The organism is Pontibacter korlensis (assembly GCF_000973725.1).
In the GTDB taxonomy this organism is placed as follows: Bacteria; Bacteroidota; Bacteroidia; order Cytophagales; family Hymenobacteraceae; genus Pontibacter; species Pontibacter korlensis.
In genome coordinates this window covers 2,121,154-2,134,533 of sequence record NZ_CP009621.1, presented here as the reverse complement: position 1 = coordinate 2,134,533, position 13,380 = coordinate 2,121,154, and the positions used below count along the sequence as shown (strand labels likewise).

Annotated in this window: 9 protein-coding genes and 2 pseudogenes; 2 read left to right on the top strand and 9 right to left on the bottom strand. The window is 48.4% G+C overall.

Annotated features, from left to right (window positions below):
* Nucleotides 1–468 precede the first annotated feature (468 nt).
* Nucleotides 469–1,875, top strand: coding sequence for a sialate O-acetylesterase (locus tag PKOR_RS09295; RefSeq protein ID WP_046310311.1), 1,407 nt, complete (start codon nt 469–471; stop codon nt 1,873–1,875).
* Between the two features lie 78 nt (nt 1,876–1,953).
* Here PKOR_RS09295 and PKOR_RS09290 read toward each other — a convergent pair whose 3' ends face one another.
* The 9 genes and pseudogenes from PKOR_RS09290 to PKOR_RS09250 all read right to left on the bottom strand — a co-directional run bounded on the left by PKOR_RS09290 (nt 1,954) and on the right by PKOR_RS09250 (nt 11,766).
* Entirely contained in the window at nt 1,954–2,181 is a 228-nt protein-coding gene (locus PKOR_RS09290; RefSeq protein WP_046310309.1) for a hypothetical protein, read from the bottom strand.
* 48 nt (nt 2,182–2,229) lie between these two features.
* Nucleotides 2,230–3,093 (bottom strand): annotated as a pseudogene (locus PKOR_RS09285) (IS3 family transposase); the annotation flags it as partial.
* Nucleotides 3,093–3,383 carry a transposase gene (locus PKOR_RS09280; protein WP_046308825.1) on the bottom strand — a complete coding sequence of 97 codons (291 nt, stop codon included), beginning with the start codon at nt 3,381–3,383 and terminating at the stop codon, nt 3,093–3,095. The pseudogene PKOR_RS09285 and the gene PKOR_RS09280, both read right to left, overlap by 1 nt.
* 62 nt (nt 3,384–3,445) lie before the next feature.
* Nucleotides 3,446–4,885, bottom strand: a pseudogene (locus PKOR_RS09275) (IS1182 family transposase); the annotation flags it as partial.
* A 70-nt stretch (nt 4,886–4,955) separates the two neighbouring features.
* Nucleotides 4,956–5,912, bottom strand: a complete 957-nt coding sequence (mgrA, locus tag PKOR_RS09270; RefSeq protein ID WP_415837235.1) for an L-glyceraldehyde 3-phosphate reductase — start codon at nt 5,910–5,912, stop codon at nt 4,956–4,958.
* A 167-nt stretch (nt 5,913–6,079) separates the two neighbouring features.
* The gene (locus PKOR_RS09265; RefSeq protein WP_084694750.1) at nt 6,080–7,315 is read right to left on the bottom strand and encodes a glycoside hydrolase family 26 protein; all 1,236 of its coding nucleotides are present in this window, start codon (nt 7,313–7,315) and stop codon (nt 6,080–6,082) included.
* A gap of 72 nt (nt 7,316–7,387) precedes the next feature.
* A complete protein-coding gene (locus PKOR_RS09260; RefSeq protein WP_046310305.1) occupies nt 7,388–8,614 on the bottom strand; it encodes an AGE family epimerase/isomerase in 1,227 nt (408 codons plus the stop codon).
* A 6-nt stretch (nt 8,615–8,620) separates the two neighbouring features.
* On the bottom strand, nt 8,621–9,832 hold the full coding sequence (locus PKOR_RS09255; protein ID WP_046310304.1) for a glycoside hydrolase family 130 protein: 1,212 nt from the start codon (nt 9,830–9,832) through the stop codon (nt 8,621–8,623).
* Between the two features lie 29 nt (nt 9,833–9,861).
* Nucleotides 9,862–11,766, bottom strand: a complete 1,905-nt coding sequence (locus PKOR_RS09250; RefSeq protein ID WP_046310303.1) for a sodium:solute symporter family protein — start codon at nt 11,764–11,766, stop codon at nt 9,862–9,864.
* Nucleotides 11,767–12,457: 691 nt separating this feature from the next.
* Between PKOR_RS09250 and PKOR_RS09245 the strand changes: the two genes are divergently transcribed.
* Complete coding sequence (locus tag PKOR_RS09245) at nt 12,458–13,342, top strand: helix-turn-helix domain-containing protein (RefSeq protein WP_046310301.1); 885 nt, start codon at nt 12,458–12,460, stop codon at nt 13,340–13,342.
* The last annotated feature ends 38 nt before the right edge of the window (nt 13,343–13,380 follow it).

The following is a 13,380-nucleotide window of genomic DNA, read 5'->3' as shown; positions in this document are numbered from 1 at the left end:
ATAAAGGAGCTGCGGTAAAGCTTTCAAGAAGCCAAGCCCCTCTATATTTTACTTTTAGGAATTTGTACCTGAGTACACACTCATTTAATATTCGAATATAGATACAAATCCTTTAAAAGACATAATACTTTTTTATCATTTTTTTGACCTACCCTACATAAGCACTTTCGTATTAAGTCTTTATCTGTAATTTTGAGCTCTCAGGAGTATACTTTACAATAGTAATTTAAGCATACATACTTACATGCAATCAACCATATAAGTTAATACTCAATCACACAAGTAGTACTTACTCACTTATATTTCATTTATCAGAAGGGTAGAAATCCGCATCAAGAACTATGCTACAGGAAGATTTTGCAGATATATGCTTAACGTAGAAAGGACCTGTAGTAAAAATAGAAGCTGATTAATTAACTTCAGCAGCATGTTAGCCTTTTCCAAAAGCCATTTCAACTTCAAATATCTATGAAAAAATTATACGCAGTACTATTACTGTTTCTGATCGTGATGAACCCTATCGCACCTTCACTAGCTAATGTTGGCCTTCCTGCCATTTTTAGTAACCATATGGTGCTTCAGCAGAATGCGGAGGTAACCATATGGGGCTGGGGCAAAGCACAAGAGCCGATAAGCGTTACAACCAGTTGGGACCAGAACACTGTTAAAGCTGTTACCTCTCCTAATGCAAAGTGGCAGGTAAAGGTAAAAACCCCATCAGCCGGGGGACCATACACTGTGACTATCAAAGGGTATAATACCATTGTGCTGGAAGATGTAATGATAGGTGAAGTATGGTTGGTTTCTGGCCAGTCTAACATGGAGTGGAGTGCCAGAGCTGGTATAGACAACGCAGAACAGGAAGTAGCTAAAGCAAACTATCCAAACATCAGGTTCTTTAGTGTTGAGCACCGTACAGCTGATGCTCCTCAACTCGATTTAGGTGGCCAATGGGTAGCGTCTAGCCCGGAAACAATGATAGACTTCAGCGCTGTAGCTTATTTTTTTGGAAGAGAGCTACACCAGCAGCTAAATGTACCCATAGGCCTGATTAACAGTAGCTGGGGAGGCACTCCGGCAGAAGTATGGGTAAAGCCGGAAGTAATAAAAGCAGATACGGATCTTAACGAGGCTGCCGCCAAACAGCCGGTGGTAGAATGGGGACCTAAAGATCCAGGCAAAGCTTTTCATACCATGATTGCGCCACTCATCCCTTTTCGTGTGGCAGGTGTACTCTGGTACCAGGGAGAGTCAAACACTGTAGCGCCCCAGAACTATGGTAAGCTATTGCCAAGCCTTATTAACAGCTGGAGAAGTGAGTGGGGGTATGAGTTTCCTTTCTACTTCGCTCAAATAGCTCCTTATGAGTATGGCCGCCCCTTGGAAGGAGTGCTGCTAAGAGATGCTCAGCGCAGATCACTTTCTGTTCCGAAAACAGGTATGGTTGTTTTGAGCGACATTGGCAACACGAAAGACATTCACCCCAGAAATAAGTTGGATGTAGGTAAGCGCTTTGCTAACCTGGCACTAAATAAGACTTATGGGAAAGAAGTATCTGCTGTTTCCGGTCCGCTTTACCGCGAGATGAAGGTAGAGGGCAACAAAGTGCGCCTGTATTTTGATTATGCCGATAAAGGTTTGATGGCGAAAGGCAAAGAGTTAACGCTCTTTGAGGTAGCCGGCAAGGATCAGCAGTTTGTACTTGCCAAAGCAAAAATAGATGGCAGTACCATTGTGATAAGTTCACCTAAAGTAAAAAATCCTGTTGCTGTACGTTTTGCCTGGAGCAACACAGCAGAACCTAACCTTTTCAATAAAGAAGGCTTACCTGCTTCAAGCTTCCGTACCGATGGTTGGCCAATCGAGCCAAAATAATGCACCCATAAACTAAAACCAGAAAGAGGCTGTCCGGAAAGGGCAGCCTCTTTTGGTTTATCCGGTTGATTTTGTTTTTTAGGCGGCCAGCTGGAAAACGGCTCTTCTCGGGCTGAAAATGGTAGTCAGCTGGTCCAGCAGGCCGGTATGAGCCGCAGTTGGCTGTTTTAGCTGCTGGGAAAGGCCGGAGGCGCCCCTCTCCAGGGCCTGCCGGAAGGCTTTCACTCCCTTGCGGGCTATTTTGCGCAGGTTGTGGGCCATGGCCGCCAGGCCAAAGTCCACCTCGGCTTTGGCAAGTGTTCTCAATCTAAAGCGGGTGAAGTGGAATTGCAATGTTTTACTGGAGGCTTTTTCTTAGGCAGCCCTTCTTTGTTGATATAATTCTTCCTCAACCTGGCTAGGGGTCAGGTAGCCCAGTGCCGAATGCCTCCGCTTGCGGTTGTAGAAGCCCTCGATGTATTCGAACACGGCCAGCCCGGCCTCTTGTCTGGTGGCGAACCTGTGGTGGTAAACCATTTCGGTCTTCATCGTCTTAAAGAAGCTCTCTGCCACGGCGTTGTCCCAACAGTTGCCCTTGCGGCTCATGCTCTGCAGCACGGGCATCCCCTCCAGCTGCTCCCTGAAGGCGCTGCAGGAATACTGCACGCCCCGGTCAGAGTGGAAGAGCAACTCCCCGCTCAAGGGCCTGTTGCTGAGAGCCATCTGGAAGGCGGCCACCGTGGTGGCCTCCGCCTCCATGGTCTGGCTCAACGCCCAGCCCACCGCCTTCCGGTCGGCCAGGTCCAGCACAGCCGTCAGGTAGAGCCAGCCCTCTTCTGTTCTGATGTAGGTGATGTCCGACACCCACTTTTCGGCCGGTCTGGCTGCGGTAAAGTCCCGGTTGAGATAGTTCTCTGCCACTGTGAGGCTGTGGTTGGAGTCAGTGGTATTGATCCTGTATTTCTTCCGTACAATGCTCTGAATCTGATGTTTTCGCATCAACCTGGCGATGCGGGGACGGGAGGCCTGGATGCCCTGCTCCTTTAGCTCAAAGCTGATGCGGGGGCTGCCGTAGCGGCCCCTGCTCTGCTCATGCACCTGCCTGATCTGGGCCACCAGGCGCTCTTCTCTGAGCTCCCTTAGCCCCACCGGGTGCTTGAGCCAGTAGTAGAATCCGCTGCTGCTCACCCTCAGGACTTTGCACATCTTCTCTACGGGAAATTGGTTCCGGTGCTCTTCTACGAATCCGTATACCGCCCGTCTCCCTTGGAGAAGATGCTGATGGCCTTTTTTAGGATATCTCGCTCCAGCTGCGCCTCCTTTAGCTCTTTCTGCAACCTTTTGATCTCTTTTTGCTCGTCCGTTAAACCTTCGGCCGACCTTATGGGTGTGCCCTCCTTCTGGCGCCACTTGCTAAGTCTGCCGGGGTCAATGCCCAGCTCCAGAGCCACTTCCTTTACCGATCCCCTGGCGTAGGTCAGATCAATGGCCATCCGCTTGAAGGAGGCGTCATATTCTCTTTTTTCCATAACAGCTAAATATAACACTTTCTGTGAAGCTGCCTTTCAATAAGCCTCCAGTCAAAGGTAGCAAGTTCAAAGCGGTTGTTGCTCTTCACCTGCCCGAACACAGCCTCGGGCTCAATGGCCCTTCGCTTGCGGTGGCGGATTCCCTCCTCACTCAAGAGCCGCTCCCGTGCCCGGGCCTTTAACTGGCGCAGGCGGTGGTTGACCTCGATCATGCGGTTGCCCCTGCCCTTGAAGCACTGCCCCCGCAGCGGGCAGCCCTCACACCGGCGGGCAGCATAGCGGGTGACAGAGGAGACATGACCTAACTCAGAAGTACGGGTGTACTGGCCCACCCGCTCCAGGCGCTGGCCCATGGGGCAGACAAAGAAGTCCTGCTGCTCATTGTAGTACAGGTGCTGGGCGTGGAAGATGTCGTTCTTGAACTTGCGCTTCTGCTCTTGATGGAAGTAGCTGTACTTGACGTAGGCCTCTACCTGGTGCTCTTCGAGCCAGGCGTAGTTCTGCTCCGAGCCGTAGCCGGCGTCGGCCACCACTTCTTTTGACTGCCGCTGGTAATGGGCCTGGAACTGCTCCAGGTGCGGGATCAGCGTGGCCGTGTCGCCCGGGCGCTGGTGCAAAGAGAAATTGGTGATCAGCTGGCCCTCGGAGCTGATCTGCACGTTGTAGGCGGGCTTCAATTGCCCGTTCTTCATGTGGTCTTCTTTCATCCGCATGAAAGTGGCATCCTCGTCTGTTTTGCTATAGCTGTTCCTCTCACCGAGCTTCTCTAGCTGCTCCTCGTATTTTTGTAGTCGCGGCAGGTGCTCTTTCTCCAGTTTGGCCACCTGCTTGCGGGCCTGCTTGTCCAGCTCAGCCACGCGCTCGTTGAGCTGGCGGATCTCCTCTTTCAGGCGCTGGGCGTCCACCTTCTCGGGCGGCTGCTCCTGAGGCGCTTTCCTGTCTTCTTTGATGGCCTGCTTGATGTCCGAGAGCACGGCCTTGATCTTTGTCTCCAGCTTTTGCTTGTTCTTCTCCACTGAGCCCCGCCACACGAAAGTATAGCGATTGGCTGCTGCCTCCAGCTTGGTGCCGTCCACGTACTGGGTCTCCAGGCTCACGTAGCCCAGGCGGTTTAAGAGGCGCACCAGCTCGGCAAACAAGTCCTGGATCTGGTTCTTGAGGCGGCGGGAGCGGAAGTCGTTGATGGTGCGGAAGTCGGGGGTGCTGCCGCCCGAGAGCCACATGAAGTGGATGTTCTCCTCCAATGCCCGGGCGATGCGGCGGCAGGAGTAGATGTTGTTCAGGTAAGCGTAGAAGAGCACTTTCAAGAGCATCCGTGGGTGGTAGCTGCTCGTGCCCCCGCCCTTGTAGGTGGCTATGATGCGGTCGATGTTGAGCTCATCGACCACCCGGTCCACGAGCCGCACCGGGTGGTCTTCCGGGATGCGGTCTCCGATGCTTTGGGGGAACAGGACCACCTGGTGGCCCGGCTGCTCCTTGAAAACAACGTTGCGCCTTTTCATACTCCCTAAAATAGCAAAAGAGGAGAAAATGAAAAAGGGGCCGCCCTTTTTGGACAGCCCCTTTCTGGTTTTATGCTTGAAGTATACTTTCTATCTGCTGCAGTTCCTCACTACCAAAGTGTAAGTTTTCCAGGCAACCTAATGAATTTTCCAGCTGCTCTGGCCTACTAGCTCCTATTAAGACAGAAGTAACACGCTCATCTTTTAGAAGCCACGCAAGTGCCATTTGCGCCAGGCTTTGCCCCCTTTCTTGCGCCAGTTGCTGAAGCTGACGTATTTTCGCCATCCTGTCCTCCGTAACTTCCGACTCTTTCAAGTGCCCGTGTGCTTTCGCAGCACGCGAATTAACCGGAATACCTTGTGTATACTTGTCCGTCAGCAGCCCTTGCGCCAACGGTGAGAAAGGAATACATCCAACCCCCTCCTGCTCCAACAGATCTAGTAAGCCACCTTCTACCCATCTCTCAAACATGGAGTACTTTGGTTGGTGAATCAAACAAGGCGTTCCAAGGCTCCTTAAAAACTTGATGGCTTCTGCTGCTTCCTGAGGCTTATAATTGGAGATGCCAACATATAAGGCTTTGCCTTGTCGCACTATTAGGTCTAAGGCACCCATGGTTTCCTCCAAGGGTGTATTTAGGTCAGGGCGATGATGATAGAAAATATCAACGTACTCTAACCCCATCCGCTTCAGGCTTTGATCCAGGCTAGAGACCAGGTACTTTTTGGAGCCCCAGTCACCATAGGGCCCCTCCCACATAGCATAACCAGCCTTGGTAGAAATAATCAATTCATCGCGGTAGCCCTGAAAATCCTGTTTCAGTATTCTGCCAAAGTTCTCCTCTGCCGAGCCCGGAGGTGGCCCATAGTTATTAGCCAGGTCAAAATGAGTTATACCTCGGTCAAAGGCCAGGCGCAGTATAGAGCGGGAGTTTTCCAGCACATCTACATGGCCGAAGTTATGCCACAGCCCAAGAGAGAGAGCAGGTAACATAATGCCACTTTTCCCACAGCGGCGGTATTCCATAGTTTTATATCGATTCGGATCAGGGGTATACATTCTGATGATAGGTATAATGATAAGGTAGTACAAGCGACATCAAAACTAAAACAGTTATAGATGTCATAAAAGCCTTTACCCAGCATCAATAGCAAATGGGTATGTTCGGCAAAAAACTAATACTGCAAGTATACTTAATGAGAGGCCGTTGTATCTCTAGAAGATTGAGTTACCGATTGTAAGTTTGTTTTTCGCCCTTTCTTCTCGTTGCTTACCAGCGGCTTTCTTCGCTTGTAAATATTTTGCACATCATCCTCCATTAGAATCTGCTCGTCTGCGGTAAATTTTCTAAAGTCTTCCTCCGCCGGATGTCCTTTGTATGGGCTGTAGTGGTGCCCTGTATTAGCATTACGCCACACCATAATATAGGAAATCTGCAGCGGCTCCAGTTCTTCTTTTAAAGAGCTAAGCAAGTGACCTGTGTACCAATCTGGGGTAGTAAGTTTGTCCAAGCCTGTCTCGGTGAGGGCAGCTACCTTGTTTTTCTCTTTGGCTAGTTCATCAGTTAACTTCAGGCTTTTTACCAGGTCTACCCTTTGCTCAGCCAGAGGCTTCTTGTTACCCTCAAAGCCCATGTCCCAGTAATCGTCGAGGCCAAGAATGTCCACATAATCATCACCAGGGTAAGCGTACAGGTAAGCAGGTTTGCCTTCTTCCAGATTCATCCTGCTTCGGTCTGGTGAAAAAGCATAGATAAGGTTGTGGACGTTTTTCTCGTTTTTGAGGTAGTTAACTGTAAACTGCCAGAGCTGCACAAACTCTTCCTCTGTGCAGTAACCTTTCCCCCACCAGAACCAGTCACCGTTGTGCTCGTGGTATGGGCGGAAAATAATAGGGATAGGTGTGAACAAATTGGCCCGGCACTTTTTGAAGAAATCGGCTGCTAAGTCTAGCTTAGCCAGATAAGCCTCATGCGCTTTTCCGCCAGGCAGCATATCCTTAACCACATGCGTCGTGTCCCAGGAGTTACCTCCTCTGGCCAGGTTGTCCATGTGCCAGGCTACTGTATTGATGCCTCCTCTTTTGTAAACCTCACGTATGTAGCGGTGTACATCATCAAAAGGAACACCATTTATACTTTTGTCTGTGCCAATTTTACCAATATCCCACCCATGTACAGCAGGATAAGAGCCGCTGATTTCCTTCACATCTGATCTGCCGGGCTCACCCCACCATCCTACGCCATAGGCCATTGTTTCATGTTGCCCAAACAGAGTGCCCTGGCGTGACAGGCTCATCAGGTTATCATAAAGTATGGCTGTTTTCTTGGTAGCCTTTTGATCTGCTAACTGAGCTGGTGCTGTTTGGCCAATTGCAGAGAAGCCATAGCTGCAAAAGAATGCGATTAGAAGTATAGAAAAGTTTTTCATGTTCGTTTGTTTCAGGAGAAGAGCGCTGGATTGATTTCACCTGCCCATTTGTTGTAAATCTATACTTTAACTTCAGGATTTCAAGAGGTGCCAGCACCGCTCCATCACCTCCAAGCAAGCACGTGCATTGTGGTAAGGGCATTTCCAGAAGCCAATCTTATCCTCATCCATGCGGCTATAATCATCCCATACACCCCAAAACCACTCTCCTTTTTCCTTATCCAGCAGATGCTTTTCTGCAAAATTCCAGACTTCCAGGGAGTGCTCCAGAAAAGCAGGTTCTGCAGTTAACTGGTATGCATTCAGAAAGCCAACCATGGCCTCGGCACTTACCCACCACTCACGGTGCTTGTCGCAGTGCTGCTGGCTCCGGTCCAGCTCATGGTACAAACTACCATCAACCTGCAAACCTTCCAAGGTAGCACAAACCATCCTTACAGCTAATTTTCTTGCACCCTCAATTAGCTCTTTGTTACCTAGCACTTCGGCAGCCTCCTGTAAGAGCCACGAAGCCTCAATGTCATGCCCATACGACACCAGATCGGCTGTAGGCTTCCATTCCCTGGTAAAGAAGAGGTGCATATGACCTGTTTCGGCATCCACTATTATCTCAAAAAAGACTCTGATTAACCCTTCCAACTGCTGTGCTAACTGCGCATCTGGCCAGACTCGGTAAAGGTTGGCATACGCCTCAAGCACATGCAGGTGAGTATTCATGGTTTTAGGATCGTTCCGATCTTTAGGGCTCAGCCGGAGATCCTCTAATAGCTCCCCTTCACGGCTAAAGGCTTCAAAATACCCACCAAACTCCTCGTCAAAGCTGTACCGTTCAATCCAGTGAAAAAGCTCCTGGCTAGCTCCTAAAGCTTCCTCATTATGAGTTGCTCGATAAAACTCGCTTAGTCCATATATAGCGAAGGCAAGGGCATAAACCTGTTTACGGGTGCTTAAAGGCTCTCCTTCAGCACTTAAAGACCAATGCATGCCACCATACTGCTTGTCCCAAAAGTAGTTCATCAGATAGCTGTAGGCGCGTTCGGCAAGTTGCAGGTGCTTTTCACTACGCGTGTGCCTGTAAGCAGCAGAGAAAGTCCAGAGAATACGGGCATTAAGGACTGCGCCTTTCGGAGCTCCTTTCTGCACCTCTCCTTCATTGTTCATCTGCCCTATAAAGCCGCCCTGCACTTCATCTACAGCAAACAGCTCCCAAAACTCCAGAATTCTCTGAAGCTCGGAAGCTGCTGTCGCTTGATAAATGTTCAACCTATCTTTATCCGCGAATACTGCTATCTGTGTCATGTGATACTATGATACTACTGAGGCTCTTTGTTCTGGCTTCTTTTTAAGGTAGACCTGGTTACAATCAATCAAAGCATTCAAGCGTTCTACCGTTGCGCCCGTGCGAAGGCCATCTGCAGGCGTATAAAGAACGTAGTCCAATAATTTATCTAAGGTAGAGGTAACCACATGCATGCGGGTATCAGATGAACCGTAGTAAATGAATACAGTACCATCCTCATCTAGTATCCAGCCGTTACTGAAGACCACGTTTGATACATCGCCAACCCTTTCTTCTCCCTCAGGTGCGATAAAGTAACCTGCAGGTTTATGTATTACCTTAGTTGGATCTTCCAGGTCTGTTAAAAAAGTATACAACACATAGCGAAGTCCGGCAGCTGTATTACGTACTCCGTGCGCCAGGTGCAACCAGCCTTTTTCTGTTTTAAGTGGAGCCGGCCCTTGGCCATTCTTCACCTCATTTACAGTGTGATATTGCTTGGCATCAAGTACTATTTCTTCTTCAACCACCGCATTTTCGATAGAATCTGCCAGCCCCCAACCAATACCGCCACCGGAACCTGCCTCTATAAATCCATCCTGCGGACGAGTATAGAAGGCATATTTTCCATTGATAAACTCAGGATGTAGTACTACGTTGCGCTGCTGAGGAGAAGGAGTTTTCAAGTCTGCTAACCGCTCCCACTTCTTCAGGTCATGCGTGCGGGCTATACCACACTGCGCAATAGCTGAAGACTCATCACCTGGCTGCGCGTTAGGATCTTTCCGTTCAGTACAGAACAAGCCATAGATCCATCCATCTTCGTGCTGCACCAGGCGCATGTCATACACATTCACATCCGGTACAGATGTTTCTGGCATGGTGATAGGCCGGTCCCAGAATTTAAAGTTATCGATCCCATTAGGGCTTTCAGCCACAGCAAAGAAAGATTTACGGTCAGCACTCTCCACCCGCACAACCAGCAGGAACTTACCGTTCAGCTTTATGGCTCCCGAATTGAAGGCCGCATTGATACCGAACCTTTCTATCAGGTACGGGTTAGTTTCCGGATTTAGGTCATAGCGCCAGAATAGAGGGGCATGCTGTGCCGTAAGTACAGGATAAGTGTATCTGTCGAACACACCATTGCCTAAATCCAGTTTGGGGTTTTCCCGGGTAATCAGAGCGTGGTAAGCACACTCCAACTGCTTCAGCCTTTCTTTATAGGTATTTTCCATTTGATAAATGGTTAAGTATTACGTCGACTTTAATATCCTTTGCCAGCTACTACAAATACATCCTCTTTCGGAGGCTTCTCTTCATTAGGATTTCTTGGCGGCTGCTTACGCCCCTCCTGTGGCAGTGTATCCCACCAGGTCTTTTTCAGCACCAGGGCACATATAGCAAAAAGCACTAGTGTTATCAGCAGCTCTGTATGCATCTGGATAACCAGGTAGATTGGCAGTAGCGTAAGGCACATTTGCGCCACTACCCCTATCACCACATTAAAAGCATCGCGCCAGAAGTGCGTGTTTTCTACAAAAGTTGGCTCCTCCTCCTTCACTAGCTTATCTACCGGACCCCAAAAGCCCCATGGGCGAACAGTCCGGTAAAAGCTCTTTAGGGTTTCCATGTCTGTTGGCGGAGACAAGAGTGTACCAGCAATACTTCCTGCTGATGATAAGAGCAGCAGAAGCGGAAAATAATAAAGGTCGAGGCCGTCGAAGAAGAACGGAAAGGCAAGTGCAGGCACAATGCCAGAAAGCATACCCCAGAAGAAGCCATTGCTGTTAAAGCGCCACCAGTACCACTTCAGCACGTTGGCCGCAATGTAGCCACCATAAAGGCCAGACACGATCCACTGCAGAAGGCTGTTTACATCCTTGGCAAAAAAGCCCAGCACAATGCTTAGCATCACCACAGTTACACCTGTCAGGTAATTGATATTGGTTACGCGTGCGTTGGATGCACGGGGATTTACATACTTCAGGTAAATATCGTTGACGATGTATGCCTGCGCGGCATTAAGCGTGCCAGCAAACGTGCCGATAAAAGCAGATAACAAACCGGCTAGAATAAGCCCAAGTATACCTGTAGGAGCAAAATTAACGATGGCAGCTGGCAAGATACGCTCATAGTCTATCACGCTTCCGGCATCCAGGTTCAACTGCTCATAGTTTAGCAGTGCCAGCACTGTAAAACCAATGATCATCAGATAGCGGGTAGGAATCAGCACCAAAGAAACAAAACCGCTCATTTTTGCGGCATCCTGGGGCGTGCGGGTAGATAGCACCTTCTGCATATCGTAGTTAGGCGTGGGACCAGCCAAACTAGCCAAGACACCCTTGAACAGCATCAGCGAGAAGAACAAGCCAAACAGCGAAAAGCCATCTTCCTGTATCTTTACGTTTACCTCGTCAATTATACCTGTCCAGTCCATGTCCAGGGTGGCTCCGAAGAACGGCGTAGTCCATCCCTCTGGCACCTTAAAAGTACCTCCAGATACATTTTCTATTGCGATGTACCCTATCACCACGGCACCAACCGTCATGATGAAATACTGCAGCACATCTGCCCACACAATACTGGCCATGCCGCCTAATACGGCATAGAACATGGCAAAAAGTGTAAAAATTAATCCGTAGAAATGAGCTACATACTCTGGAGCCACCTCAAACGGAACATAAGGCTGCACCACCGACCATGGCACAAAGATTTCCACAAACTTGCCCAAGCCGATAAAACCATAGGCTAGGAAGCCAAGGCAGCTAAGCAGAGCGAAAAAGACGACTATAGTATGTGATTTGTGTGTGTCTTTGCCCCTGCCGAAGCGGGTGAGCATCCATTCTGCTCCAGTGGTTACATTTGACCGACGGAGCCATATACCCAGGAACACCATCAGGAACACCTGATTGAAAGAAGGCCACAGCCACGGAATCCAGATACTTTTCAGACCGTACACAAAAGCCAGCATCACCATCCACATGGTACCGGAAATATCAAACATGCCAGAGGCATTGGATAAGCCAAGCGCGTACCAGGGCAGTGTGTTGCCTCCTAACAAGTATGCCTCCTTATCCTTTTTCGCGCGGTTTTTTAGTACCAACCCGATAGAGGCAACTGCTACAAGGTAAGCTACAATGATGCTGATATCGACGGCTGATAATTTCATCTCTTAGCTAATGAAGATTCATGAATGACAGTGTTTATTAGAGACACTTTTATCCTGCTGGTGCATATTTATGTTCGGCTGCCACATTTTTACCAAACAGTATATTTGGCTTTAAGTAAAATGCTACAAAGTTCTCAGCACAATGCTGTCTAAGATAGGGAGCAATGTAGTGTCCAGAGCGGCCATTGTATCATACCAGCACACAAGACAGTCCACTGTCCTCTACAGTTGGCAAGAATGTATAGGTCTACGTTGGTTGCAGAACACTAACACCATTGCTACACAAAATAGGACTACTCTTAACACATACAATTGCTTTGGAAGAAGCTTTTCTTACTCTGTGCACTGCTTGGTGCGGGCCAGAAGCCCGCACTAGCACTAGCTATCTACTAAACTATCACTAAACTACAACCAAATATACCTACTATCCCTATCTTATATATAATACTTTTTTATCAATTATTTGACTTTGTAAAGAATCTAAGTACCCACTCACCTTTTTAAAATATAGTTGCTTTATCTACCTCTATCTAATAAAATTCCCATAACAGGGATTACCCGTAGAGGATTGATGAAAAATAATGCAGATATGTCTACTCAAATCAAAAATATCGGCTCACACTCACCGTAGTTGTGCAGATAAATTCTATATTTATTCAACTCTAGACATGGTACTTATTTAACACGAGAGATGACAGACCAACTTCGCAGCATTTATAGGGAAATCACTCCTCTTAATACCAGTGATTGCTTTACCTTCTTTAAAAGAGTAAAGCAGGAGTTTAATTTCCCATTGCACTACCACGAGGAGTATGAGCTAAACTTTGTATACAATGCAAAGGGAGCAAAACGCATTGTTGGTGATAACATAGAAACCATTGGAGACATCGAGCTGGTGCTGGTAGGAAGTAATCTTCCGCACGGCTGGTTTACCCATGAGTGTGAGAGCACGGAAATACATGAAATAACGATACAGTTTCACCGCGACCTGTTCGATGAGAAGTTCCTACGCCGGAACCAGTTAAGCCATGTGCGTGCCCTGCTAGAGCGAGCAGCGAAAGGAGTTCTTTTCTCACAGGAAACTACTGCTGCATTTCAGGCTCGTATGGAGCGGCTAACCACTAAAAACGGATTCGACTCTGTGCTGGAGTTAATGTCGATTCTGCACGACCTGTCCCTGTCGCGCGGTATGCGCACATTGTGTAACGCCTGCTTTTCTGATAAGCATTTTAGCTACAACAGCCGCCGTATCGAGAAAGCTTTCGAATTTATGGAGGCTTATTATGATAAAGATATCTCCCTGGCTGATGTTGCGAAGGTTGTGAACATGCCGGAAGTGTCCTTCAGCCGTTTTATCAAGAAAAGGACGGGCAGGACATTTATTGAAAGCTTAAATGAAATTAGGTTAGGGCATGCGTCCCGACTGCTTATCGACACTACACAAACCGTGGCGGAGGTATCATTCAACTGCGGCTTTAACAACCTATCATACTTCAACCGCATCTTCAGGAAGAAGAACGGCTGTACTCCCACAGATTTTAGAAAGAATTATTCCGGCACGCGGGTATTTATATAGAGTGTGTAATGATCTGAAGTAATAGCGGAGGGAATGGG

Coding starts and splice junctions, on each gene's coding strand:
- PKOR_RS09265 (WP_084694750.1), bottom strand. CDS start 7,315: ATGAAAAACTTTTCTATACTTCTAATCGCATTCTTTTGCAGCTATGGC.
- PKOR_RS09255 (WP_046310304.1), bottom strand. CDS start 9,832: ATGGAAAATACCTATAAAGAAAGGCTGAAGCAGTTGGAGTGTGCTTAC.
- PKOR_RS09260 (WP_046310305.1), bottom strand. CDS start 8,614: ATGACACAGATAGCAGTATTCGCGGATAAAGATAGGTTGAACATTTAT.
- PKOR_RS09280 (WP_046308825.1), bottom strand. CDS start 3,383: ATGGAAAAAAGAGAATATGACGCCTCCTTCAAGCGGATGGCCATTGAT.
- PKOR_RS09295 (WP_046310311.1), top strand. CDS start 469: ATGAAAAAATTATACGCAGTACTATTACTGTTTCTGATCGTGATGAAC.
- PKOR_RS09250 (WP_046310303.1), bottom strand. CDS start 11,766: ATGAAATTATCAGCCGTCGATATCAGCATCATTGTAGCTTACCTTGTA.
- PKOR_RS09245 (WP_046310301.1), top strand. CDS start 12,458: ATGACAGACCAACTTCGCAGCATTTATAGGGAAATCACTCCTCTTAAT.
- mgrA (WP_415837235.1), bottom strand. CDS start 5,912: ATGGAATACCGCCGCTGTGGGAAAAGTGGCATTATGTTACCTGCTCTC.